The sequence below is a fragment of the Bacillus sp. 179-C3.3 HS genome, from assembly GCF_047229225.1.
Classification (GTDB): Bacteria; Bacillota; Bacilli; order Bacillales; family Bacillaceae; genus Bacillus.
Genome location: NZ_JBFEFT010000012.1, coordinates 64,048 through 85,885, shown reverse-complemented (window position 1 = coordinate 85,885; position 21,838 = coordinate 64,048). Strand labels below are relative to the sequence as shown.

Genomic DNA, 21,838 nt, shown 5'->3' with positions numbered 1-21,838 from the left:
AAACCCTTACTACGCAAGGGTTTCAACGATGATTCCGACTGGGCTCGAACCAGCGACCTCTACCCTGTCAAGGTAGCGCTCTCCCAGCTGAGCTACGGAATCGGATTATGTATCAGTTCTGGGCTTTCTGTTACTGACAGTCTCTATTATATAATCAAATAAGTGAGGCGTCAATGGTTTTGTTCAAAGTATCGAAAAAAGCCGGTGTTATAGCCGGCTTTTTTCGCGCTTTATGATTGGTTCACAAGGATTGGCTGTAGTTGGTCGAGTGCTTGTTTGAAGTCGCACTTGATATCTTCCCCATTTTCTACCCCAACACTTAGCCTCAATAATCCGTCTGTGATGCCTCTTTTTTCTCTTTCTTCTTTCGGCATGGCGGCATGTGACATTTTTGCTGGGTAGGACAGAATGGATTCAACAGCGCCAAGGCTGACGGCGAATACTGGTAATGTGACATGATTGACTAATTGTTTGACAGCTGCTTGGTTTTCTAATTCAAATGAAAGAACCGCTCCTGCTCCGCTTGCTTGCGCTCGCTGAATGTCTGCCCCCGGGTGGTCATCTAGTCCTGGGTAGTATACTTTTTTCACCGCAGGGTGTTGTTTTAGGAATAATGCTAGTTCTAACGCAGTTTCGCTCGCTTTCTCTAGTCTTACTTGTAGTGTTTTTAAGCCTCTTAACACAAGCCAGCAATCTTGTACGCCAAGCACAGCTCCGAAAGAGTTTTGCAGTTGATATAATTGTTCCCCCAGCTTTTCATCTTTGACAACCGCAAGGCCTGATAGCACATCACTATGACCGCTTAAAAATTTCGTTGCACTGTGCAGCACGACGTCAACACCAAGATCGAGTGGTCTCTGTAACGCAGGTGTTAAAAAGGTGTTATCCAAGAAAGTGAGACAATCATTCTCTTTTGCAAGCTGAACAACGCCCTTGATATCGGTGATGCCCAATGTAGGATTTGATGGTGTTTCCATGTAAATGACCTTGGTATTTGATTGAATGCCATGTTTGACTTCATTCAAATCTGTCATATCCACAAATGTATGTTCAATGCCAAATCTTGAAAGGACTTGGGTGATCATTCGGTATGTTCCGCCGTACACATCTCTTGTGACAAGGACATGATCTCCTTTTGATAATAGAAGAAAAGCGGTTGAAATGGCAGCCATGCCTGATGCAAAAGCAAGACCTCTTGTTCCTCCTTCTAACGATGCTATGGTGTCTTCTAGCGCTTGACGTGTAGGTGTTCCTGATCTGGAATAGTCATATTGTCCAAATTCTTCAAAATGGCTTTGATGGAAGGTGGACGCATGCTGAATTGGCACACTGACTGCACCTGTTGAACGATCTGTTTTAAACGCATTATGAACGAGTTTTGTTTCAAGTGTCCAATCGTGGGTTGTCATTTTACATGTACCTCCTCTTTCACTTGAGATAGTGCTTGCTCGAGATCTGCTTTCAGATCCTCTACGTGTTCAATTCCAACGGAGAATCGAAGGAGCTTATTACACACACCATTTGCAATACGAATTTCCTCTGGTATGTCCATGTGCGTTTGGGTGGCAGGATACGTAATAAAACTTTCAACTCCGCCAAGACTTTCGGCGAAACAAATCGTTTTGAGCTGTTTTAAAAATGGATTGACCCATTCTTCTTTTTCCAGTCTGAATGACAGCATGCCTCCCTTTCCTGGGTAAAGGACATCCCCAATTTCAGCCTGTTCCTCTAAAAACGCAGCGATTTCCTTGGCATTCTCCTCGTGCTGGCGCATTCTAAGCGCGAGTGTTTTCATTCCTCTCATTAACAGCCATGAGTCAAATGGAGAGAGAACGGCGCCGATTGCATTTTGATGCTGGAACATCTCATCAGATAGTTGCTCCCCTTTTGTGACAACAAGCCCGGCAAGAACATCGTTATGTCCTCCTAAATATTTGGTGGCACTATGAATGACAATGTCCGCTCCGAGTGTCAGTGGTTTTTGAAGCACAGGTGTGTAAAATGTGTTATCAACGATAACCAATGCGCCGTGTTCTTTTGCAATCTTCGCTATTTTTTGAATATCTGCTTCCTGCATCAATGGATTTGTCGGTGTTTCGATAAAGACTGCTTTTGTGTTTGCGGTGATTTTAGCGCGTAAACCGTCTTCATCTGAAAAGTCATCGTACAGAAAACGCAATCCATATTTTTTCCATTCGTTTTCAAACAAACGATATGTACCGCCGTAAAGGTCTGATGAGACAATGAGTTCATCTCCACTTTCAAATAAAGCCATGATTGTTTGGATGGCAGCCATTCCTGAGCTGAAGGCAAAACCGGACGTTCCTTCTTCGAGCGATGCAATAGCATCCTCTACAATCTGTCTAGTTGGGTTTTTTGTACGAATATAATCAAAACCTGTTGATTCACCAATGCCTCTATGTCTGTAAGCCGTTGAAAGATAAATAGGAGGACTGACTGTGCCAGTCGCCTCTTCACTGCGGTTTCCAATTTGCGCTAACTTCGTTTCCACATGTTCTGTCATTTGACACCATCCTAAGTAAAATCTAATTTCAAAACAGAAAAACCCCTTCCTCATAAGAAGAAGGGGTTTAATCGCTTCCTCTTATCTTCCAAGCACAAAAAACTGCTTGCTGGATTTAGCACCTTGGGTCATCACGTCGTGTGATGCATACCGGTTGCTGAGGTTTCAAAGGGCCAGTCCCTCCACCTCTCACGATAAGAATGTGTTGTCTGTCTGTTCTAATTCTTAATACTGTAACGCAATAAATGGTATTTTTCAAGGGCATTTGTGACGATTAATTAAAATTTTCTGTATTTTAAAATAAAATGAACTTTGACCCTTTTCATGACACGTTTGGATATAGGTACATCCTGTTTTTCGTGTTACAATGAATGGAAACGTTTCACTTGTCATGAATTTGGTTTGCTGGAGGAATGGATTATGGAGAAATCAGGGATCATTCAAGAAGAAATATTACAGTCAAAGGAACTTGGACAGGACATGACAGTTCTAATCTATTTGCCAGTCAATTACTCCCCTCTTTATACCTATCATGTCATTATTGCACAAGATGGCCATGATTATTTTCGTCTAGGTAAAATCAGTAGACAGGCGGAGACTTTGATGCAAAACAAAGAGATGGAGCGTTCCATTATCATTGGTCTTCCTTATCAAAATGTCAAAGAAAGACGACATACGTATCACCCAGATGGTTCAAAGTTTGAGGCATACAAGCGCTTTCTAGCAAATGAACTACTTCCTTTTATTGATGAACGCTATCCTACGTATCAAATTGGATCTGGGCGCACTTTGATTGGCGATTCATTAGGGGCTACGATTTCACTCATGACAGCCATCGACTATCCTTCTTTATTTGGCGGTCTGATCTTACAGTCTCCTTATGTCGATGATTCAGTCTTACAAGCCGTCAAACAATCCACATCACTTTCTCATTATGCGATTATTCATCACATTGGATCTGAAGAAACTGCGGTGAAAACAACTGATGGCCAAGTACTTGATTTTACGAAACCAAATGAAGAGTTAAAGTCCCTTCTTGAACAGTCTGGTGCGGATTATTTATTTGAAACATTTGAAGGCGATCATAAGTGGACATTTTGGCAGCCACTCATCTCTCCTTCGTTAAAAAGAATACTTCCATATTCGTTAATCAACTAGTTTTTGTTATAATGACTCATAGTAAATACTTTCTTAATTAGGAGGGAACAAGATGAAATACGGAGTGGTTTTATTTCCATCAAAAAAATTGCAAGATATTGCGAACTCATATCGGAAGCGTTACGATCCGAACTATGCCCTTATCCCGCCGCATTTAACACTGAGAACCCCGTTTGAATTAACGGATCTAGAAGCGGCTGAAGTGGTCTCCAGTTTGCGTGAATATGCAAAGAAAGCTTCTCCTATCACATTACGCATCAAAAAATTCAGTTCATTCGCTCCTGTCAACAATGTGATTTATATGAAAGTAGAACCGACCGAAGAATTAATGAAATTAAATGAAAAGTTATACACAGCCCCAATCAGTGGCACACCTGAATATGCGTTTGTTCCTCATGTGACCGTTGCCCAAAAATTATCAGATGATGAACATTCAGACGTACTTGGCACACTAAAGCTGGGAAGTATTGACCATGAGGAAACGATCGATCGCTTTCACCTACTATACCAACTAGAAAACGGTTCTTGGACCGTCTACGAAACATTTATTTTAGGAGAAGAGGGTTAAAGTCATTTTGGAAACAGTCATCGTGAGTACACAAGCACAAAGAGAAGATGCGTATTATGTTCGAAAAGAAGTGTTCGTCAAAGAACAGGCAGTCCCGTTAGAGATCGAAATTGATGAGCTAGAAGATAAGGCGATTCATTTTATTATTTATAATGATGACGAAAAGCCACAGGCTACTGCTAGGCTACGCATCATTGAAGGAACAAAGGCAAAGCTTGAACGAATTTGTGTGTTAAAAGAAGCGCGCTCTTTTGGTCTTGGTCACAAACTTTTAGATGCACTTGAAGCCGAAGCCATTGCAAAAGGAGCGACAGAAGCTGTGATGCATGCACAAGTTCAAGCCTTGGCTTTCTATGAAAAAAAAGGCTATCGCGCTGTATCTGAGCCGTTTGAAGAAGCAGGCATTCCTCATGTGAAAATGACAAAAGTGCTAGCTGCTTCATAACACAAAAAAACCAGAGCATCCATCATGCCCTGGTTTTTTGTTTGGAATCCATCCGCCCAACAAAGAAAGCGTCATCATTTAGATATAGACATTGACGTGAATTCCTTTTCCTTCTTCCATAAACAGATCTCGCACAAAGCGTTCTCGCTTTTTTTGTTGTACTTTTGTTTCAGCTTCTGTTACTAAGTCCTCTTTTTTCTCCAGCTCTCTGTAGACCTTGTCATGAAAGGTACGAGTAACCTTTGTTACTTTCGCATAATCTTCTTTATCCTGAGGAGCAGGACGGTTGGTATATTGAACATACAGATCCGGCTGAATCGGTGCTATATAACCCATCAATAACGCCTCCTTTGCTTCCCTTCTATTCTACTATTCCCTAAATATGACTGTTTGAAACATGCTTGATTTGATATGATTAGACTTGTTCTTTTTTGATTGATAACGATATTGGAGGACTAGCTTTGAAATACGCACGACGACATGATCGCACGATCTCATTACATACGTATTCGAGAGAACATTATCAATTCCTCCATGATGAGGGAAAAAAAGGGCACTTATCTTGCCCATACTGCGGACAATCGGTTTTCTTCAGACTTAATATACATGAAGAACCTGCCTTTATTCATACACAACTATCCAAGCAAGAGGATTGTGAAATAGCGGAAAAGCAACAAGAAGAAACCAACACATCCGCATCTGAAAATCTCACTTCTTATAAAGAACTTGGTGGCTTTCGTTTTCCAAATGGCAAACAGATCATCTCGGAAACAAAGGAATCGTTTGAATGGCAAAAACCAAGAGCCATACAAGTTGGTGATCCTCTCCATTTAAATGAGAATGAACAAGTGCACACCATCGACCTCTTTCCTCATATCACCTTTAGTACACCTCAGCTTGAAGCTGTCACACATAAAGATGGTCCGATGCTTGTACTTGCTGGTGCTGGTAGTGGAAAGACAAGGGTGTTGACTGCAAGAGCAGCTTATCTCATCTCAAAGCATAAAATCCCTGCACATCATATTTTGCTAGTGACGTTTACCACAAAAGCAAGTAGTGAGATGAAAAACAGACTCCGTATGCAATACCAGCTTCCCCCATCCGAAGCGAATCAAGTGGTGACGGGCACCTTCCACAGTCTTTTTTATAAAATGCTTCTGCACGATGATCCTAGCAGATGGAACGGCCAGCATTTAATCAAATTTGACTGGCAAAAGGAACAGTATATTCGCAGAGCCATCATGAATGAAGGACTTGATGAGAAAGACTATCCAACCGATCAAGTGCTACAATCAATCGGTTTTTGGAAAAATGCTTTTTTGCCAGATGAACTTCCTGATCTAAAAGATGAAAAAGAAAAACAAACCTGGGCTATTTACCAATCATACGAACAGCAAAAGCGCGACAATCAGCAATTTGATTTCGATGACATGGCGATTGCCTGTTTACACATGCTGACCGAAAATCCTGAACTGCTGAAGCGATATCAGGAACGCTTCCAGTATATTTTAGTGGACGAATTCCAAGATATTAATCCGGTTCAATACAAGTTAATTCAGTTATTGGCTGGGGAATCAGCGCAACTATTTTGTGTAGGAGACGATGATCAAGCGATATATGCTTTTAGAGGAAGCAATCCTGCGTTTATTCTTCATTTTAAACGTGATTACCCTTCAGCTCACATCGTTCATTTACATGCGAATTATCGTTCCCACCATACCATTGTTGCAAGTGCAGATGCCGTCATTCAAAAAAATCAACATCGTTATGAAAAAACGTTAAAAGCAGTCCGGACGGAGAAAATGCCACCCATCCTCTTTTATCCTTATGACGAGGAAGAAGAAGCGTCCATGATTGTCTCAGATATTCAGGAAAAAATTAAAAATGGTGCAAAACCTCATGATTTCTGTGTCTTATTCCGTACCAATACAGGAGGCCGTGCGATTTATGAGCGACTTCACCAATCCGCTATACCATATCAGACAGACACAGGTGTGAAGGCTTTCTACAGTAGACGTATGGTTCGGGTACTGCTTGCCTTTCTTTCATTAAGCCAAGATGCAGATGATGTAGCTGCCATGAAACAGCTGCTTCAGGTCTTCTTTTTGAAACAACAGACACTGAATACGCTGAAGGCGCTGACGATTACAGAAGATTGCACAATGGTAGAAGCACTTGGAAAACTAACAGACATTCAGCCATTTCAGCGAAAAAAACTGCAATCGATCGTTCCACTTTTCAACACTTTACGGTCATTAAAGCCAACAGATGCGGTGTCTTTTATTGAACAGAAAATGGGACTTGGTGATTATTTAAAAAAACGAGTGAACGATACGAATGTGCTTGAAAAAGGGGCAGATGATGTACGTGATGTCAAAACTGCAGCCAAACGCTTTGACACAATTGAAGCCTTTCTCTCGCATGCTGACCATATGAAGGCTGCCGAAAAAGAAAAAACGGACGAACCTGGTGTCCAGCTCATGACCATCCACCGCGCCAAAGGGCTTGAATTCAACACGGTTTACATGACGAGTGTGGTCGATGGAGCACTTCCTCACGACTTCGCACTGGATGAGCTCAGACACGGTGATGAAGAAGCCATTGAAGAAGAGCGGCGCTTATTATATGTAGCCATGACAAGAGCCGAGCAGTCACTGTATCTATCTGTGCCTTCTTTTAGAAGAGGCAAAACAGCACATCGTTCTCGCTTTTTGTATCCACTTTTGAAGAAAGTGAGCAAACGGTTCACACAAAAACAACAGGCCCCCCTTTAAGTGGAGAGCCTGTTGTTTATTTTTTGTTGTTCATCATCTTGGAGATCGTATTGAAATCAAGTTTTTCTTTTCCACTTGTAATAGACTGAACAATTTTGTCTTCCATTTCTTTCGGGACACGTTTATTCGCTAGCTGTGCTACTTTTTTGATCACGCCTCGAACGGTCGCCTCATCTTTAAAGTTGGCATTTTGCAAGGAGCCCGCAAGCTTAAATACCTCGTTCATATTCACACCTGTTTTGTTTTCAACACTTTTAAAAAATTTATTATCCATTCATCTGCCTCCTCTTGGTGGAGTAATCACCTTACTATATGAAAATAGGCGAGAACTGTGCCTATCCTCCTGCCTTGTTTGTTCAAAGAGAAAGGAAAGCAAAAGGTTTCCCTATCGCTTCCCTCACTTTATTGCTGTTTAGTTAAAGAAAGAAGCACCAACGATGATTAGAAGAATGAACAACACGACGACCAGAACAAATGTTGAACCATAACCGCCGCCGTATCCGCCGCCATAACCGCCACCGTAACAACTCATATATAAGCACCTCCTCTTCTCCCTTACAAAATATGAAATAATCAAGATTTGGTTTGGACGATCACATAAAAAAGTGCGGAATTTTTATTTCTGCTGTTTAAATACATAATCTACATCACCGTAGCTCTTCATGTATGCCTCGGTTTCTTTTGCAAAAACATCCATCTTCTCGCCAAATCCCTTTAAATGTCGCTCAAGTTCTTTCGCCTGCTTGGCAACATTCGTTTCACCTTTTTCGTGCGCTTGTTCTTTCCCATCATGGGGTTTTGTAAACAAAGAGCCCATTAATTGTTCAAATGCGTCCATTTTCATCACCCCTTCTCTCTTTCATATGCAGAAGCGGAAAAAAGGCAACAAAAAAACCGGATAAATCCGGCTTTGTGTCTAACCTATCGTTTTTTCGTTTTCTTCCCACAGCCGCAGCCTGATTTTTTAATTTTCTTCGTATAAACAGATTGTTGATTTGACTGCGCTGGATAACCTTGAATCAAATGTGACGGCGTTTCATTTGGTTTCATCGCAACCCTTCCTTTCCTATTCCATGTTAGTATATGCATTTGCTTGGTGCGCGTCTGATCAGAATGCCTGTTTATTTCACGAGCCTTGAGACAACTGCTTCCATCATACCTGCTGCTGCGGCAATCGCTAATAGTAAATTAAGCCACATGCTGACGACAGGAAAAAGTATGTATATCACTAGTAATGCAGCCGTACACCATATGCCAGTACACCAATAACAGCTTAATAACTCTCCAATCCAAGACCGGAACCCTTTCCCTTTGATGATAATAAATGTCTCGATCTCACCTTGCTCGTTCACTTCTTCTTGCTCTTCATGGAACAATCGCCGAAAAGGGGCAGTAATGGTGTCAAATACAATCAGTCTTGTTAACCGAAAAGATGCGAGGGCAAATATAACAAAAGACAATGTACCGCTCAGACCTACTACCTCCCTTCATTTCCTCTTTATTGTATATATGCAAAAAGAAAGACGCCCATGATGATCAAGAAGAAATAAATTGGGTTGTACTTTTTCCCCTTTTCCGATTCCACCTTTCACCTCTGCTGCATTAAATAATGTATAGATAAGAAAGGAGTGAAAGTATTGTCAATTGAAGAAAGTGCTGACTTATTACACACACAACTGTTAAACGAACTTTTGAGCAATTATGATGAAGTCATTGTGATCAAGGATTCTGAAAATGTCACGATTCATACAACAGATATAACCGCCGCACTCTCCCTTCAAGCAACTGTCATGACAATCATTACTCTTTTACTTCAAATCCTTGTAGAAGACAAAGAATTAGCTGAAGAAATCACAAATCGGCTTTTATCAACGATGCAAGTGACCTTTCAACACAAAACAGTGATCCAAATCATTCATTGCTCTCATGTCACGATTACATTATCTGATGTGTCTATTCTACATTCTGTACAAATTCTCACCGAAACAATGAATGTGCTCTTACATGTAGCTGGCATTCTTTGACCCTTTCTTTTTCTAACATCACATATGAAAGAGGTGACATGATTTGTCTGAAGAAAATAAGAACCAAGATTACAATATTGATACAGATGTTGATCCTTTAACCAGCTTGCTTGTCAGTGATGTTTTAAATAAATACAACATTACAGCAGAAAATAGACGTCCTATAAATGATGAACAAAAAAGAAATATTTTGAAGTTAGTTGAAGACCTTCAAAAAAAGGCGAATGACTTTGTTGAATCACAAAAAGAAAAAAAACGTCAAGAAGAAGCACAAGTTGCACAACAACAAGCAGAAGAAACGGTTTCAACTAATCGTAGAAAAAGAACAAACACATTAAGACATCGTATCCATCAGCGAAAAGAGAATGAACAAAACAACAATGAATAAAAATGGGTGCTCATACAAGGTATTTGCCTCAAACCAAAATAGATATTTCGCATTTAATAAAGTAAACGAGAGGAGGAAAAGAATATGGAATCAAAACCTTATTCATGGGTAGCCCTTGATCGCAACTGTAACCACCAAGAACACTTCCATCACTTCGATAGAAAACCTGTATGTCATGATCATTGTGATGAAGATGAAAACGTTCTACAAATTGCAGAGCAATTTTCACAAAACAAGCAAATTTCAGAAGAAATCATCATCATTAGGGATTCTTGCGATATCAATGTTTCTTCAGTTGATGCACAAGTCGCAGTGTCTGTTCAAACAGCAGTACAGCTGGCTTTAGTAGCCATTATTAACCTATCAATTGCAGATAATGACTTAGCTGATGAAATAGCACAAGATCTCGTACAATTAACAACAACTAAACAAGCAAACCGCCAAAAACTTGTCATCGAAAACTCTCGAGATGTATCTGTTACTACAGTTGATGCAGATGTGGCAGTAGCAGTTCAAACACTTGTCCAAATTTTAGCAGCATTAATCATTGCCATCGGTATCCTCTAATGTCCAAAAGCAGAGCGAAAAGCTCTGCTTTTCCTTTTATGAAAAACAACAAATATAAATAGTCATTTACCCACACCAACTAGAGGGCGCATACATATGTTGTTAAGGACTAAAGTCAAATACCTTGTTAAAGGAGCTGAAATCCATGAGCTGCGGAAAACACCATGGCCGACATGATGACAACTGTGTATGCGATGCGGTTGATAAGATTTTAGCAGAGCAGGAAGCTGTAGAAGATAAATGTCCTACGAGCTGCTACAGTAATTTATTAAGCCCAACTGCTTCTGGAAAAGATACGATCCCGTTTTTACTTTTTGATAAAAAAGGCGGATTGTTCTCGACTTTCGGAAACATTGGAGGATTTGTAGACGATAGCCAATGCTTCGAATCGATCTTCTTCCGGGTTGAAAAGTTAAATGACTGCTGTGCTACATTGTCTGTATTAAGACCTGTCGATGTGAACGGGCATACGTTAAGCGTGTGTCACCCTTGTGACCCTGACTTCTTTGGTTTAGAAAAGACAGACTTTTGTATTGAGGTTGATTTGAATTGCTTCTGCGCGATTCAATGTTTAAACCCAGAGCTTGTAGACAGAGTATTGCCGACGAGAGATAAAAAACATCATCACCACGGCTAAGCATATGACTCGATGATATCGCGTATATGATTCATAGCATCCCCTTCCTCAGAAATGACAACCAATCGTGCGGAGCAGTCTGCCAAAAGCGGCCGCTTCCGCATTGATTGAACACAAAAAGTATCAACCGGCACCATATAATGTAACCACCAATTAATGATGACGGTGCATAAAAAACACTCAAACAAAATTCCTTGTATAGGAGGGTTGAATATGAGCCGCAAACATTCATGGAACTGTGTAGCAGAGGCTGTTGAAAATATTAACGACTTACAAAATGCTGTTGAAGAAGAATGCCCGACTAGCTGTTACAGCAATCTCCTTTCTCCATCACATTCTTTAGGTGATACTGTCCCATTCGTCCTTTACACATCAAAGTCAAAGCCATTCGTTGCATTTGGGAACGTCGGAGAAGTCGATCCAGGCCCTTGCTTCAGCACAGCATTTTTCAGAGTCGAGCATATCTCTGATCACTGCGCGACACTCAGCTTGCTCATTGCATTTGACAAAGACCGTCATATTTTAGATTTTACAGATAAAGATTCCTTATGCGATGTGTTCCGCTTAGAAAAATCCAAGTATTGCATTGAAGTAGACCTTGACTGCTTCTGTGCAATCGAATGCCTCAATCCACGTCTCATTAACCGTAGCTGCTAACAAAAAAAGTCCCTTCATGGGACTTTTTTTATGTTGATTAAAACCCTAGCGGATGAATGGAAGTAATCTGATCAATCGCTAATTCCACTGGGTTTCCGCCGCCTGTGGTCCGAATCGTGACCATTTCTCCATTCTTCTCCAATACAATACCTCTGTACGTCTTCCCCTCCGCTTCAATTAAGCATAGCGCTCTTGGCATATTATGTGGCAAACTGGTGAGAAAATTGACCTTTTCAGCAATACTCATTTGATTTAATGGCTTTTTTACTCTCTTTCTTCTCGGTTCTTCCTTTATCTCTTGAAAAACACCTTCTGGCTGTTTTTCTTGTTCTTGCCTAGACGCTTGTTCTTGTCTGTTCTTCTGATCTTCTTGCACAGGTGCTTGTTCCTTTGTATTCTCTGGTTCTTTCACAGGCGTTGGCTCTTGTGTGTTCTCTGGTTCTCTCACAGGCTTTGGCTCTTGTGTGTTCTCTGGTTCTCTCGCAGGCTTTGGCTCTTGTGTGTTCTCTGGTTCTCTCGCAGGCCTTGGCTTTTGTGTATTTTCTGGTTCTCTCGCAAGCCTTGGCTTTTGTGTATTTTCTGGTTCTCTCAATGGTGTTTCGTTTTGTATTTGTATGTCTTCTATTTCTTGCTGGCGCACCTGTCGTTCTTCTATTTTCTGCTCGATCTCCTGTGACACAGGTTCCTGCACCCTATTTGCAATTGCTTCTTTACGATCTTGTTTAATGGCTATTGGTTCTTCTGATTTCTTTCGTTTTCTAACAATATTCTGCATCGCCGGCTTTGATTCATCATAGGTTGGCTGAACAATATACATAAGCGGCTTTTGCGTCTCATCACCTTTATTTGCCATACGGATCCCTCCCGAAATGATTGGTTCCTTATATATATGAGCGCTTGCCTTAAATCAGAAGAAAAATAAAAAAACAGCATACCTATCAATGGTATGCTGCAATTCATTTATTTATCGGGCAATAATATGGAAACCTGAGTCGACATGAAGGGTTTCACCTGTCATACCTCTTGATAGATCACTGAATAAGAATAGCGCTGTATCGCCAACTTCTTCAGGTGTTGTTGTACGGCGAAGTGGTGCACGCTCTTCAATGTCCTTTAAGATCGTGTTAAATCCACTGATGCCTTTTGCAGACAGTGTGCGAATTGGACCAGCTGAAATACTGTTAACACGGATGCCTTCAGCGCCTAGATCAGCTGCTAAATATTTCACACTTGCTTCAAGGGATGCTTTTGCTACACCCATGACGTTATAGTTAGACACAACACGCTCTCCACCTAAGTATGTGAGCGTCACAATGCTTCCACCTTCCGTCATGAGTGGACGTGCAGCTTTTGCAACTGCTGTTAAAGAATATGCACTAATGTTGTGTGCCAACAGGAAGCCTTCACGGTTTGTGTTCAAGTATTCTCCGACAAGCTCTTCTTTGTTTGCAAATGCAATAGCATGTGCTACACCATGAATGACTTGTACTTTCTCTTTAATTGTGGCAAAGCATTTTTCAATTTCCTCATCTTTTGTAACGTCACAAGGAAGAATAATGGAATCATCACGCTCAAGTGTACTTGCAAGCTCTTTGACAGATTCAGCAAGTCGATCGCCTACATAAGTAAAAATCAAACGCGCTCCAGCTTCATGTAGTGAACGAGCAATTCCCCATGCGATACTTCGTTTATTAGCAACACCCATTACAACGATATTACGGCCTTCTAAAGAAAAGTTCATATGTATTAAAGCCTCCTATTTTTTCAAGACATAGTATTAGTACCTGATCATAATATTATCACAGATCATGAGAGATTGACAATTTCCGCTTGAAGAAAGTTTTTGTTGACGAAAAAAACCGTCCTCACAGACGAAGACGGTCACACATTTCTTTGTTTGATTCGGTTTTGTTGATAAGCAAAATGATTGGTAGGCCCATGACCTGCGCCAATGTGCAAAGGATACTTGATGGCTTCGTGGACAAAGGCTTCTGCTGTCTCAAAGGCTTCCTTCATTGAAAGCCCTTTGGCTATTTCTGCTGTTAATGCCGCTGCAAATGTACAGCCTGTGCCATGGGTATGAGGTGTATCAATATATTCATTCGTCACTTCGATAAAGTCTTTTCCATCATACAGCAAATCTGTTATCAGCCCATCTTGCGGACCGTGCCCACCTTTTATCACAACAAATTTCGTGCCTAACTGATACAGTTGGTGTGCCGCTTCATAACGGTCCTCTTTTGATTGGATGTTCATTCCTGTCAAAGCCTCTGCCTCAGGGAGATTGGGCGTCACCACATAGCTGACAGGCAATAAATGCTGTTTTAACGCCACAACTGCATCTTCATTCAATAATGACGCCCCGCCTTTTGCAATCATGACTGGATCTACAATGAGCTTCAAATGATATTGGACTGCTTTTTCTGCGACGATTTTAATCATATCCGCGCTCCACAGCATCCCTGTTTTGACGGCATCTGGCAGTAAATCTTCTGCTACAACATCAATTTGATTTTTTAACGCCTCTATAGAAAGCGGATATACACCGTGAACGCCAAGTGTATTTTGCGCTGTAATCGCCGTGATGGCAGACATGCCGAACACACCGAGCTCTTGAAAGGTTTTTAAATCTGCTTGAATTCCTGCGCCTCCACCTGAATCTGAACCTGCAATCGTTAATGCTTTTTTGATCGTCATTTTCTCGCACCTCTCATTCTTACCCAATCCATTGATGATAAATCGATCTCGCCTTGGTCATATCACTCGTTCCGTGTACAAGGGCTCGCCCATCTTTAAATAAGACGAGCTTGAACTCATCCTTTTGACAAGAGAGTAAATACGGGTTTGCCATTACATCCATCCCTGCCTTCTTTAAGCGGCTCGCCACTTCATTCAAAGAGGGTGGAGCCTCAGCGGCGCTACGAATTTGCACTGTATTACGCCCACAAAGTACATCCGCCTTCGCTCTACGCTCATATGATAGAAATGGATACGTCTGAAGGGCACAGCTAGGACATTGTTCTTTTTTCAGTGAAGAAACAGCGCGTATGTCAGATCGTTCATTTGTCCATAAATCAAACGATCTTAAGATGGGTGTGACTTGATGTCCCGTCAAATATTTGAGGGCATCTGCCACTTGATACGCAGCTACTTGCTGCACAACAGGACTAATGATACCAGCTGTATCACACGTCATCCCTTGTGCAGGTAGATGGACAAGCAAGCAGTGTAAGCAAGGGGTTTCACGAGGTATCACCGTAAATTGAACCCCATAACTCGCTACACACGCACCGTAAAAGAAGGGGATGTGATGTTTTAATGCCGCATCATTGGCAATCAACCGTACTTCAAAATTATCCGCTGCATCCATCACAATGGTAGCGCCACTGACAAGTTCATCAATGTTTTCTGCCGTCACATCCATGACAATGCCTTTCACATCGACGTCACTGTTGATCTGTTTGAGCCGTGCTTCAGCCGCTACAGCCTTCGGCAAACGGTCCTTTACATCTTGCTCTGTATAAAGCTGCTGGCGCTGAAGATTGCTCCATTCGATATAATCTCTATCTACAATGGTGATAGAACCTACTCCAGCACGAACGAGCATTTCGGCACTGGCAGTTCCTAGTGCCCCTGCACCAATCACCACTACTTTTGAAGCGAGTAGGCGCTTTTGCCCTTCTATTCCGATCGGCTGAAACAGTTCTTGGCGAGAATAACGTGTGCTCAAAATGCAGGCATTCCTTCCTGTGGACTGCTTGCGGTGCCATAGTTTTTCAATGGAATTCGTCCCGCCTCAAAGCCTAACCGCCCTGCTTCAATGGCCAGCTTCATCGCTTTTGCCATTTTCACCGGGTCTTTTGCGCCAGATACCGCGGTATTGAGTAAGACAGCATCAGCCCCTAATTCCATCGCATAAGCGGCATCCTTCGGTGATCCCACACCAGCATCAATAATCACTGGTACTTTCGCCTGTTCGATAATAAATGAAAGATTCAGTGGGTTGAGTAAGCCTTGTCCTGATCCAATTGGAGAAGCACCTGGCATAATGGCATGTACACCAAGCTCTTCTAATTTCCTTGCAAGTACAACATCATCGGATGTATATGGAAGCACAATAAATCCCTCTTCTAGTAGCATTTCAGATGCTTTCAACGTTTCGACAGGGTCTGGAAGAAGAGACCTTGAACAGCCAATGACCTCTACCTTTATCATGTCACATAGTCCAGAAGCTTTCGCTAAACGGGCGATACGCACTGCTTCTTCTGCCGTACTTGCACCTGCGGTATTCGGGAGTAATGTATACTTTGATAAATCTAGCTGCTCTAAGAAATTAGGTTGTGATTCTTCGAAAATATTCATTCTCCGCACAGCAAAGGTCAAAATTTCAGCTTCTGACACGTTCACTGCTTCCTTTTGAATTTCGAATGATGGATACTTTCCTGTTCCTAGTAGTAATCTTGATGTAAATGTTTTTCCACCAATGTGTAGCATGGTCTCATCCTCCTCCTACAAAATGAACGATTTCAATGGTATCGTTTGGTTGAATTTCTATCTTTCGAAAATCGTCTTTATCAATGATTTCTTGATTCTTTTCTACAATGACCACGCGGTTCTCAAGCTGATAGGTTGATAGCAGGTCGTAAACAGTCCCATTTTCTTGATCGAAATCAACGATTCTCCCATTCAATTGAATTTTCATACGAGTGATGCCTCCTTTCTGCCAATACGAAATGCGTCTAGCCATTCCTGTTTGACATGCTGATCTACTATCAGATCTCGAATGATCTCTCCAGTAATTGGTGCAAGCAAAATCCCATTTCGATAATGACCTGTAGCGAAAAGGATTCGTTCATCCTCCGGGTGTCTGCCGATATATGGGTGCAGGTCACTTGTTGCTGGTCGAAGCCCCGCCCAGCACTGATCCAGTGGCATCTCTCTAATGGATGGCATGAGTTGAGCTGCTTTTTGAATCACTGCCTCCATACCACCAAGTGTTGGCGTTTCCCGCCAATCATCGGGCTTCATCGTTGCACCAATCACAAGTTTCCCGCTATCTCTTTGCACAATATAACAATGATCATGATAAATGGTGTGTTTGAGTGCTGGACCACTATTCCATACCGACACACATTCCCCTTTTACGGGATAAAGAGAATGAGATAATCCTAGTTCTTCAAAAAAGTGACCAGACCACACGCCACTTGCTACCGTTAGATGTTGACATGTGAATGTGCCTCTCGTTGTTCTAACAGTTAACATCTCTTTGTTCCGTTTTACTTCAATGACTGGTGTAAATTCCTTTACCTCAGCGCCATATCGCACTGCTGCTTGCCACATAGCGCGACAGACAGAATATGGATGAACATGTACATCATCTTCAATAAAACCGGCTCCAATGACGTCAGCTGATATTTGCGGCATTTGCTTTTTTACATCGCTGGGTTCGAACCATTGAAATGTCGATAAATGCTGCATTCGGCAAAGTGCCATTTTTTCTTCATTCGTAAAAGCCACTTTCATCATCCCGCCAGCTGATTTCCGAATATCAATGCCTGATTCATGCTGTAGGTCGATCTTTAATTTTTCGTATAAAGTCTGGCTTGCTCTGCCAACCTGAAAGAAGATATCCTCATGACCGTCTCCTTCAGCATGTGCTCCGAGCATTCCAGCTGCTGCACTTGTCGTTTTTTTCCCTATTTCATTCGCCTCTAGGACAATCACCTGTTTCCCAGCTTTCGCAAGTTGATAGGCTACTGACATCCCTATGATTCCACCACCAATGATTGCGACATCATAATGCTTTTTCATAAGGATACTCCTTTACCTTTTCAGAAAAAGCCTGCGCCTTGAGATCAGGATGAGCTTGGCCAAAAATACCTGACATGACTGCAATGCCTTTCACGTGTGCAAGCTTCAGTTCTGGAATTCGCTCTGGTGTGATACCGCCAATGACGATGACTGGAATGGTCATTGTAGATGTGAGTTCTTCTACAAGCTTTACTCCTCTAGCTTTTAGACCTGGTTTACATGATGTGTCATAGACGTGCCCAAACATGACATACTCTGCTCCTTCTCTCTCCGCTGCTTTCGCTTCTTCTAACGAATGCACCGACACACCCGCATGAAGATGTGGGAATTTTCGTCTTAGCTCATTTGGCGAAAAGCTATGTCCCGGGAGATGTACGCGATGAATGTTGGTAAGCAATGCGACGTCTACTCGGTCATTGATGACCAATTTTTCTTTCGGTATTCCTTCTGAAAGAAGTTGTTTGACAAGCAAGACTAGCTCACTGGCTGTTTTCGATCGTTCCCGTATATGAATAAAGTCTACTTTTGTTTCAATCCATTTGATTTGCTTGACAAGCTCTTTGACAGGAAGTGAATCATTTGTCACTGCGTGAAGTTCCATTTGCACCAGCCCCATCTAAGCATGCTGTTTGCCATGTTTCCTTTTCGTACGCCATCTCCCAGAAATGGTATTCATAATAGCTTGAAATCACGAAATTTTCTTTCATATTTGCGCGCACATGTTCTGGCGCTTTTTCAGCTAATTCATCGAAACGGTTGACCTGTTCAAAGACGAGCTCTTTAAACCAATCTCCTCCGTATGTCAAAATCCACTCTTGATAAATCGGATGATCAGGTGTCGTTTGTTTCAGCTTTTCTCCCACCTCATAATAGAGCCAGTAGCACGGCAATAGCGCTGCTAAAATCTCTTCAAATCGGCCACTTTTGACAGATCGATACATATGAGAGGTATAGGCATAAGCAGTTGGAGATGGTTTAAAATTGGCGAGTGCCTCCTCAGAGATCTGTAGAAGCTCTGTGAACTTCCTATGTAATGATAGCTCTGCTTCATACGTACCCTGTGCATGATATGCCATTCTACCCGTCGTATGTAAATCCTCACTAATCGCCGCTCCATACGCTTGCACCTTTGCAAAATGAGTTAAATAATACGAATCTTGCATCACATAATAAGTAAAGCGATCGAGAGAAAGAGTGCCATCTCCAATTCCCTTCACGAAAGGATGCGTAAAACTCCCATCCCACCAAGTTGCAGCTGCCTTTTTACATTCCTCTGAAAATGTCATGTTCTTCTCCTCCTGTTTTTTCATACAAAAAAGCCACTTTCCGCGTGGAAAGTGGCTTGGTATTTGTAAATAGCATAGTCAAAAACCGCACCACTTCCCTACGCAGGTCTGAACCTGTTCAGGTAATGAGGGTCTAAAAGTCTATACTTTTATCTCAGCCCTTTTAAAGGACTCCCCTAGTGGATCATTCATATGTTGTTGTACCTCTATCTTAATGATGAATTGTTCTTTGGTCAAGCATTCAATTCAACTCAAGTTGTGCTCTTAGTCCTGCCACGTATTCTCGAGAGCCCGACACAAGCACACGGTCACCGTTTTTGAGCGTCGTATCTCCATGCGGAACTAAACTGTCCACACCTCTAAAAATACGGACAAACACCAAATCACCTGTAAAAGGGAATTCCCTCAGCATGACATTGTGATAGCGATGGTTGTTCATGTGTATTTGGAACAAAGAGGTCTCTTCGTTCGTTAATAAGCGAATCGCATCAGGCGCTTCAATTAATGCACGTAATACCGTTTTAGACGAAAGAACATTCGAAAATGTATCAATGCCTGCTTCTTTTAACGTCTGCTCCGCTTCTGGTTGATTGACACTCGCAATGACTTGTTTGACCCCTGCGTTTTTTGCAAATAAGGCAATTTCTTGATTGATCGTCTCATTGCCTGTTGCAACGACTAACACATCCTCTTGCCCGATCCCAGCATGCCGAAGCGAATCATCGTCATATTGCCCAATTGTTTCCACATTAAAGGTTGAATCAGCAAGCAATTCTTCTTTATTTTCTTGGTAAATATGCAAAATCCGTATATCGTACTCATCCTGTTGCAAATCCAACGTCACAGGCAATGTCAGTTGATTGGCACCAATAAAGGTCACTCTTTTTTTCCGTGTCGCTTCCTGATCTTTTTTAAACAGCGCCTTAAACCAAACAGGCGTCAAAATACTCGAGATCACAGCGACTAAAATGAGAGCACCAGACATCTTATGATCAATGACACCAAGGCGCTCACCAATCGTTGCAGCCGCAATGACAAGAGATAAAGTCGATGTTAATAAAAAACCAGATCCGATGACTTTTTTCATGTCATACCATTTTTTTAGGTATAGTATCGGAACTAGCTTACTTAACAATAAAGCGACAAATAGCAATGGAATCATGATCAACATTGTTGGATCTTTAAGCAGTACCCATATATCAAGCTCCACTCCGACCATCACAAAGAAAATCGGAATTAAAAAGCCATAACCGAAAGAATCCAATTGTTGCACAAGCTCTTTGTTTGGCGAAAGAAGCGATACAAGTACACCTGCTAAAAAGGCACCAAGAATATTTTCAGCACCCAATGATTCAGATAATGCAACTAAGACTATAATAAGTGTAAAGATTGCCCTTGTCCCAATTTGTACCGTACCTTTAGACAAAGTTTGAAAAATGGACTTTTTCTTAAATAATCGACCAAATAAGTACAGCAGGATACCCGCTGCAAACAATAAGAGCAGTAGCCACATATTTCCGGACCCATCACCATAGACCGAGGAGAATACCGCAAGTAAAATCAATGTCACCAAATCAGCAATGACCGCAACCAGCAGGATGATTTGGCCAATATTGGTCTGCATCAACTTTTCCTCTTTTAAAGTGGGGACCACAACACCTAATGATATGGTGGAAATGATGAGTGTCATTAAAAAGGCGTTGTCCATAAAACCTGCGAGCACAAAAGCATATGACAGAATAAAGGACATACAAAATACCCCAATGAAAATGATCGTTGCTGCTTTAAACGTATTTGGTTCTTTTAAACCATTTGGAAGTTCTCTTACTTTCTTTTTGGATTCAAAAGAAGAGAAATCTATTTCAAGGCCACTTAAAAACATGAGAAAAATAAAACCTAGCATAGATAATGTATCTAGCCATGCATCATGTTCGACAACAAGTTGAAGCCCGCTTTTTCCAATGATGAGCCCCATCAAAATTTCAGCGACAACGACTGGAATCGTCAGTTTAAATCGGTGTAATAAAATGGGGGTAAAAAAGGCGACAATAATCACAACAACAAGTGATGAAACTGATGTATGCTCCATTGGCAAAAGCCTCCTAACATTCACGGTTGATTCTTTTACGTCTTACGTTAAAGCATTGATTCTAACAATTGCTTCACCGAAAGGAAAGCCATTCATTATTTTTTCTAAAATTCAAAATTCTCTACACCCGAAAACGGTAAGAAAAATCAGGAGGAAACCTTATGAAATTCGATATCGTTGGTGATATCCACGGCTGCTACGAAGAGCTACTCACCTTAATGGACAAACTTGGATATGAACTCAAACATGGACTACCCGTCCACCCTGATAACAGAACGCTCGCCCTTGTGGGGGATTTAACGGATCGCGGCCCACAATCTGTCGCCGTCATGCAATTTGTCATCAATGCCTATTCAAAAGGCGCGATTCGTTACGTACCAGGGAATCATTGCTTTAAGCTTTATCGCTATTTAAAGGGAAATCCTGTGAAGCTACTACACGGCATTGAAACCACTGTGAATGAAATCAAACAATTGCCGCCAAACGTACAAACCACATTATCAAATGAGTTCAAGCGTTTATTTGAAATGGCTCCGTTATATGACGTACTGATTCCACATGAACTCATCATTGCACACGCAGCCATGAAGGAAAAAGACATTGGAAAAACACCGAATCGGCACATGCGATCGTATTTATTATTTGGGGATGTCACTGGGGAAACATGGCCTGACGGAAGACCAGTCAGAAAGGACTGGGCAAAGAAGTATCAAGGAAAACCATGGATTGTCTACGGACATACGCCAGTGAGAGAACCTCGGTTTGTTGGTCGAACAGTAAATATCGATACAGGATGTGTTTTTGGAAACAAGCTCTCTGCCCTTAGATATCCTGAGCTTGAAACGGTCTCTGTCCCTTCGTCTCAGCCCTTTGACAGTACGAGGTTTCAGCATTTCACACAATAAAAAAC

General features: G+C 41.7%; 28 protein-coding genes, 1 tRNA gene and 2 riboswitches. Of the genes, 10 read left to right on the top strand and 19 right to left on the bottom strand.

Annotated features, from left to right (window positions below; translation table 11 throughout):
• Positions 1–29: 29 nt before the first annotated feature.
• From AB1K80_RS09850 to AB1K80_RS09840, 3 genes are all read right to left on the bottom strand, one after another.
• A tRNA-Val gene (locus AB1K80_RS09850) sits at positions 30–102 on the bottom strand.
• 128 nt (positions 103–230) lie between these two features.
• Complete coding sequence (metC, locus tag AB1K80_RS09845; protein ID WP_412856440.1) at positions 231–1,409, bottom strand: cystathionine beta-lyase; 1,179 nt, start codon at positions 1,407–1,409, stop codon at positions 231–233.
• On the bottom strand, positions 1,406–2,524 hold the full coding sequence (locus AB1K80_RS09840) for a methionine biosynthesis PLP-dependent protein (protein WP_412856439.1): 1,119 nt from the start codon (positions 2,522–2,524) through the stop codon (positions 1,406–1,408). Before AB1K80_RS09840 ends, metC begins: the two co-directional genes overlap by 4 nt.
• 78 nt (positions 2,525–2,602) lie before the next feature.
• Positions 2,603–2,725: riboswitch (SAM riboswitch) on the bottom strand.
• A gap of 216 nt (positions 2,726–2,941) precedes the next feature.
• On the opposite strand from AB1K80_RS09840, the gene AB1K80_RS09835 reads away from it, so the two are divergent.
• From AB1K80_RS09835 to AB1K80_RS09825, 3 genes are read left to right on the top strand one after another with little or no spacing between them, the layout of a single operon-like run.
• The gene (locus tag AB1K80_RS09835; RefSeq protein ID WP_412856448.1) at positions 2,942–3,682 is read left to right on the top strand and encodes an esterase family protein; all 741 of its coding nucleotides are present in this window, start codon (positions 2,942–2,944) and stop codon (positions 3,680–3,682) included.
• Positions 3,683–3,734: 52 nt separating this feature from the next.
• Positions 3,735–4,250 (top strand): YjcG family protein, encoded by a 516-nt coding sequence (locus tag AB1K80_RS09830; protein WP_412856438.1) that lies wholly within the window; start codon positions 3,735–3,737, stop codon positions 4,248–4,250.
• 7 nt (positions 4,251–4,257) lie between these two features.
• Positions 4,258–4,695 (top strand): GNAT family N-acetyltransferase, encoded by a 438-nt coding sequence (locus AB1K80_RS09825; protein WP_412856437.1) that lies wholly within the window; start codon positions 4,258–4,260, stop codon positions 4,693–4,695.
• 78 nt (positions 4,696–4,773) lie between these two features.
• Here the strand turns inward: AB1K80_RS09825 and AB1K80_RS09820 are convergent, their stop codons facing one another.
• A complete protein-coding gene (locus tag AB1K80_RS09820) occupies positions 4,774–5,031 on the bottom strand; it encodes a hypothetical protein (RefSeq protein ID WP_412856436.1) in 258 nt (85 codons plus the stop codon).
• A gap of 125 nt (positions 5,032–5,156) precedes the next feature.
• On the opposite strand from AB1K80_RS09820, the gene AB1K80_RS09815 reads away from it, so the two are divergent.
• Positions 5,157–7,469: an ATP-dependent helicase gene (locus AB1K80_RS09815; protein ID WP_412856435.1), complete on the top strand. Its 2,313-nt coding sequence runs from the start codon at positions 5,157–5,159 to the stop codon at positions 7,467–7,469.
• A gap of 16 nt (positions 7,470–7,485) precedes the next feature.
• Here the strand turns inward: AB1K80_RS09815 and AB1K80_RS09810 are convergent, their stop codons facing one another.
• The 5 genes from AB1K80_RS09810 to AB1K80_RS09790 all read right to left on the bottom strand — a co-directional run bounded on the left by AB1K80_RS09810 (position 7,486) and on the right by AB1K80_RS09790 (position 8,941).
• A complete protein-coding gene (locus AB1K80_RS09810) occupies positions 7,486–7,743 on the bottom strand; it encodes a stage VI sporulation protein F (protein WP_412856434.1) in 258 nt (85 codons plus the stop codon).
• Positions 7,744–7,881: 138 nt separating this feature from the next.
• Entirely contained in the window at positions 7,882–8,001 is a 120-nt protein-coding gene (locus tag AB1K80_RS09805; protein WP_412856433.1) for a YjcZ family sporulation protein, read from the bottom strand.
• Between the two features lie 84 nt (positions 8,002–8,085).
• On the bottom strand, positions 8,086–8,307 hold the full coding sequence (locus AB1K80_RS09800) for a hypothetical protein (RefSeq protein ID WP_412856432.1): 222 nt from the start codon (positions 8,305–8,307) through the stop codon (positions 8,086–8,088).
• An 83-nt stretch (positions 8,308–8,390) separates the two neighbouring features.
• Positions 8,391–8,519: a hypothetical protein gene (locus AB1K80_RS09795; protein WP_412856431.1), complete on the bottom strand. Its 129-nt coding sequence runs from the start codon at positions 8,517–8,519 to the stop codon at positions 8,391–8,393.
• A 71-nt stretch (positions 8,520–8,590) separates the two neighbouring features.
• A complete protein-coding gene (locus AB1K80_RS09790; protein WP_412856447.1) occupies positions 8,591–8,941 on the bottom strand; it encodes a DUF1360 domain-containing protein in 351 nt (116 codons plus the stop codon).
• Positions 8,942–9,097: 156 nt separating this feature from the next.
• On the opposite strand from AB1K80_RS09790, the gene AB1K80_RS09785 reads away from it, so the two are divergent.
• From AB1K80_RS09785 to AB1K80_RS09765, 5 genes are all read left to right on the top strand, one after another.
• Positions 9,098–9,493 carry a spore coat protein gene (locus AB1K80_RS09785; protein WP_412856430.1) on the top strand — a complete coding sequence of 132 codons (396 nt, stop codon included), beginning with the start codon at positions 9,098–9,100 and terminating at the stop codon, positions 9,491–9,493.
• Between the two features lie 43 nt (positions 9,494–9,536).
• On the top strand, positions 9,537–9,881 hold the full coding sequence (locus AB1K80_RS09780) for a spore coat protein (protein ID WP_412856429.1): 345 nt from the start codon (positions 9,537–9,539) through the stop codon (positions 9,879–9,881).
• A gap of 84 nt (positions 9,882–9,965) precedes the next feature.
• The gene (locus tag AB1K80_RS09775) at positions 9,966–10,448 is read left to right on the top strand and encodes a spore coat protein (RefSeq protein WP_412856428.1); all 483 of its coding nucleotides are present in this window, start codon (positions 9,966–9,968) and stop codon (positions 10,446–10,448) included.
• 145 nt (positions 10,449–10,593) lie between these two features.
• A complete protein-coding gene (locus AB1K80_RS09770; protein WP_412856427.1) occupies positions 10,594–11,085 on the top strand; it encodes a CotY/CotZ family spore coat protein in 492 nt (163 codons plus the stop codon).
• Between the two features lie 213 nt (positions 11,086–11,298).
• Positions 11,299–11,742, top strand: coding sequence for a CotY/CotZ family spore coat protein (locus AB1K80_RS09765; protein ID WP_412856426.1), 444 nt, complete (start codon positions 11,299–11,301; stop codon positions 11,740–11,742).
• A gap of 37 nt (positions 11,743–11,779) precedes the next feature.
• On the opposite strand, the gene AB1K80_RS09760 is transcribed toward AB1K80_RS09765, so the two are convergent.
• The 10 genes from AB1K80_RS09760 to AB1K80_RS09715 all read right to left on the bottom strand — a co-directional run bounded on the left by AB1K80_RS09760 (position 11,780) and on the right by AB1K80_RS09715 (position 20,928).
• Positions 11,780–12,595, bottom strand: a complete 816-nt coding sequence (locus AB1K80_RS09760) for a CotO family spore coat protein (protein ID WP_412856425.1) — start codon at positions 12,593–12,595, stop codon at positions 11,780–11,782.
• Between the two features lie 111 nt (positions 12,596–12,706).
• The gene (gene fabI, locus AB1K80_RS09755) at positions 12,707–13,483 is read right to left on the bottom strand and encodes an enoyl-ACP reductase FabI (protein ID WP_412856424.1); all 777 of its coding nucleotides are present in this window, start codon (positions 13,481–13,483) and stop codon (positions 12,707–12,709) included.
• 140 nt (positions 13,484–13,623) lie between these two features.
• Positions 13,624–14,439 carry a bifunctional hydroxymethylpyrimidine kinase/phosphomethylpyrimidine kinase gene (gene thiD / locus AB1K80_RS09750; RefSeq protein WP_412856423.1) on the bottom strand — a complete coding sequence of 272 codons (816 nt, stop codon included), beginning with the start codon at positions 14,437–14,439 and terminating at the stop codon, positions 13,624–13,626.
• 19 nt (positions 14,440–14,458) lie between these two features.
• The gene (locus AB1K80_RS09745; RefSeq protein WP_412856422.1) at positions 14,459–15,472 is read right to left on the bottom strand and encodes a thiazole biosynthesis adenylyltransferase ThiF; all 1,014 of its coding nucleotides are present in this window, start codon (positions 15,470–15,472) and stop codon (positions 14,459–14,461) included.
• Positions 15,469–16,236: a thiazole synthase gene (locus AB1K80_RS09740; RefSeq protein WP_412856421.1), complete on the bottom strand. Its 768-nt coding sequence runs from the start codon at positions 16,234–16,236 to the stop codon at positions 15,469–15,471. The genes AB1K80_RS09745 and AB1K80_RS09740 overlap by 4 nt, the downstream gene beginning before the upstream one ends.
• Before the next feature lie 4 nt (positions 16,237–16,240).
• Complete coding sequence (gene thiS / locus AB1K80_RS09735) at positions 16,241–16,444, bottom strand: sulfur carrier protein ThiS (protein WP_412856420.1); 204 nt, start codon at positions 16,442–16,444, stop codon at positions 16,241–16,243.
• Positions 16,441–17,553 (bottom strand): glycine oxidase ThiO, encoded by a 1,113-nt coding sequence (gene thiO / locus AB1K80_RS09730; RefSeq protein WP_412856419.1) that lies wholly within the window; start codon positions 17,551–17,553, stop codon positions 16,441–16,443. The genes thiS and thiO overlap by 4 nt, the downstream gene beginning before the upstream one ends.
• Positions 17,537–18,154 (bottom strand): thiazole tautomerase TenI, encoded by a 618-nt coding sequence (gene tenI, locus AB1K80_RS09725; RefSeq protein ID WP_412856418.1) that lies wholly within the window; start codon positions 18,152–18,154, stop codon positions 17,537–17,539. The genes thiO and tenI overlap by 17 nt, the downstream gene beginning before the upstream one ends.
• On the bottom strand, positions 18,129–18,839 hold the full coding sequence (gene tenA, locus AB1K80_RS09720) for a thiaminase II (protein WP_412856417.1): 711 nt from the start codon (positions 18,837–18,839) through the stop codon (positions 18,129–18,131). Before tenA ends, tenI begins: the two co-directional genes overlap by 26 nt.
• 78 nt (positions 18,840–18,917) lie before the next feature.
• Positions 18,918–19,027: riboswitch (TPP riboswitch) on the bottom strand.
• Positions 19,028–19,080: 53 nt separating this feature from the next.
• The gene (locus AB1K80_RS09715) at positions 19,081–20,928 is read right to left on the bottom strand and encodes a monovalent cation:proton antiporter family protein (RefSeq protein ID WP_412856416.1); all 1,848 of its coding nucleotides are present in this window, start codon (positions 20,926–20,928) and stop codon (positions 19,081–19,083) included.
• A 161-nt stretch (positions 20,929–21,089) separates the two neighbouring features.
• On the opposite strand from AB1K80_RS09715, the gene prpE reads away from it, so the two are divergent.
• Positions 21,090–21,833, top strand: coding sequence for a bis(5'-nucleosyl)-tetraphosphatase PrpE (prpE, locus tag AB1K80_RS09710; RefSeq protein WP_412856415.1), 744 nt, complete (start codon positions 21,090–21,092; stop codon positions 21,831–21,833).
• The last annotated feature ends 5 nt before the right edge of the window (positions 21,834–21,838 follow it).

Bases quoted from the DNA above. Each gene is read 5' to 3' on its own strand.
- metC (WP_412856440.1), bottom strand. From the start codon at position 1,409: ATGACAACCCACGATTGGACACTTGAAACAAAACTCGTTCATAATGCG.
- AB1K80_RS09840 (WP_412856439.1), bottom strand. From the start codon at position 2,524: ATGACAGAACATGTGGAAACGAAGTTAGCGCAAATTGGAAACCGCAGT.
- AB1K80_RS09830 (WP_412856438.1), top strand. From the start codon at position 3,735: ATGAAATACGGAGTGGTTTTATTTCCATCAAAAAAATTGCAAGATATT.
- AB1K80_RS09820 (WP_412856436.1), bottom strand. From the start codon at position 5,031: ATGGGTTATATAGCACCGATTCAGCCGGATCTGTATGTTCAATATACC.
- AB1K80_RS09810 (WP_412856434.1), bottom strand. From the start codon at position 7,743: ATGGATAATAAATTTTTTAAAAGTGTTGAAAACAAAACAGGTGTGAAT.
- AB1K80_RS09805 (WP_412856433.1), bottom strand. From the start codon at position 8,001: ATGAGTTGTTACGGTGGCGGTTATGGCGGCGGATACGGCGGCGGTTAT.
- AB1K80_RS09800 (WP_412856432.1), bottom strand. From the start codon at position 8,307: ATGGACGCATTTGAACAATTAATGGGCTCTTTGTTTACAAAACCCCAT.
- AB1K80_RS09795 (WP_412856431.1), bottom strand. From the start codon at position 8,519: ATGAAACCAAATGAAACGCCGTCACATTTGATTCAAGGTTATCCAGCG.
- AB1K80_RS09775 (WP_412856428.1), top strand. From the start codon at position 9,966: ATGGAATCAAAACCTTATTCATGGGTAGCCCTTGATCGCAACTGTAAC.
- AB1K80_RS09770 (WP_412856427.1), top strand. From the start codon at position 10,594: ATGAGCTGCGGAAAACACCATGGCCGACATGATGACAACTGTGTATGC.
- AB1K80_RS09765 (WP_412856426.1), top strand. From the start codon at position 11,299: ATGAGCCGCAAACATTCATGGAACTGTGTAGCAGAGGCTGTTGAAAAT.
- AB1K80_RS09760 (WP_412856425.1), bottom strand. From the start codon at position 12,595: ATGGCAAATAAAGGTGATGAGACGCAAAAGCCGCTTATGTATATTGTT.
- fabI (WP_412856424.1), bottom strand. From the start codon at position 13,483: ATGAACTTTTCTTTAGAAGGCCGTAATATCGTTGTAATGGGTGTTGCT.
- thiD (WP_412856423.1), bottom strand. From the start codon at position 14,439: ATGACGATCAAAAAAGCATTAACGATTGCAGGTTCAGATTCAGGTGGA.
- AB1K80_RS09740 (WP_412856421.1), bottom strand. From the start codon at position 16,236: ATGCTACACATTGGTGGAAAAACATTTACATCAAGATTACTACTAGGA.
- thiS (WP_412856420.1), bottom strand. From the start codon at position 16,444: ATGAAAATTCAATTGAATGGGAGAATCGTTGATTTCGATCAAGAAAAT.
- thiO (WP_412856419.1), bottom strand. From the start codon at position 17,553: ATGAAAAAGCATTATGATGTCGCAATCATTGGTGGTGGAATCATAGGG.
- tenI (WP_412856418.1), bottom strand. From the start codon at position 18,154: ATGGAACTTCACGCAGTGACAAATGATTCACTTCCTGTCAAAGAGCTT.
- tenA (WP_412856417.1), bottom strand. From the start codon at position 18,839: ATGACATTTTCAGAGGAATGTAAAAAGGCAGCTGCAACTTGGTGGGAT.
- AB1K80_RS09715 (WP_412856416.1), bottom strand. From the start codon at position 20,928: ATGGAGCATACATCAGTTTCATCACTTGTTGTTGTGATTATTGTCGCC.
- prpE (WP_412856415.1), top strand. From the start codon at position 21,090: ATGAAATTCGATATCGTTGGTGATATCCACGGCTGCTACGAAGAGCTA.